General features: G+C 72.6%; 1 protein-coding gene. It reads right to left on the bottom strand.

Annotated features, from left to right (window positions below; all coding sequences use genetic code 11):
- The coding region (locus ACFVFS_RS40870) for a polyketide synthase dehydratase domain-containing protein (RefSeq protein ID WP_380630193.1) at window positions 1–1,042 on the bottom strand (1,042 nt) is incomplete at both ends.

A 1,042-nucleotide genomic window follows, 5' to 3' on the forward strand; every position in this document is an offset into this window, starting at 1 on the left:
GTTCGATGGTGAGGAGGACGTGGGCGTGCGCGGGCACGGTGTCCAGGTCGGTGTGGACGGGTGCGTCGAGGCCGAAGGTCTCGGTGCCGAGGACGACCGGGTCACCGGTGATGGTGGACCCGGTGGCCTTGGGGGTGGGGGTCCAGGTGAGGTGGTAGAGGTCGTTGGTGGTCGGGGTGGCGAGTTGGGTGGTGGTCGTGGGGAGGAGGGTGAGGGCGTCGATGGTGACGACCGGGGTGCCGGTGGGGTCGGTGGCGGTGAGGGCGTGGGTGTTCTCGCCCGTCGACTGCCAGCGGACGCGCAGGGCGGTGGCGCCGGTCGCGTGGAGGGTGACGCCGCTCCACGCGAACGGCAGCAGGACGGGCGGCTTGGTTCCGCCCCGGGTGGGGGACGCGTCGTCCTCCTCCGTGAACAGGAGGGTGTGGAGGGCGGCGTCGAGGAGGGCCGGGTGGAGGCCGAAGCCGGTGGTGTCCGTGTCGTCCTGGGGAAGCGTGATCTCCGCGAAGAGGTCGCCGTCCTGGCGCCAGGCTGTGTGGAGACCCTGGAAGAGCGGGCCGTAGGCGTAGCCGCGGTCGGCGAGGCGCTCGTAGAGGCCGTCGAGGTCGATGCGCTCGGCACCCGCCGGCGGCCATACATCGGCCGCCGCCGCAGGCTCGGTGACGTCCGAGGTCAGGCGGCCGCTGGCGTGGCGGATCCAGACGCCTTCGCCGTTCTCCGGGCGGGAGTGGACGGCGAGGGTGAAGCCGTCGTTGTCGTCGGGGGTGAGGGTGATCTGGAGGTGAACGTTCTCGGTGATGGTGAGGGGGGCGTGGAGGGTGAGGTCTTCGAGGTGTCCGGCGCCGAGGTGGTCACCGGCCGCGATCGCGAGGTCGACGAATGCCGTGCCGGGGAGGAGGACGCTGCCCAGGACGGTGTGGTCGGCGAGCCAGGGCTGCGCGGACAGGGAAAGACGCCCCGTGAACACGGCGCCGCCCTCGCCCGCCAGGTCGACGGTCGCGCCCAGCAGCTCGTGACCGGCCACCCGCAGGCCCAGGCCCGAGGC

This window comes from Kitasatospora sp. NPDC057692 (assembly GCF_042799475.1).
In the GTDB taxonomy this organism is placed as follows: Bacteria; Actinomycetota; Actinomycetes; order Streptomycetales; family Streptomycetaceae; genus Kitasatospora.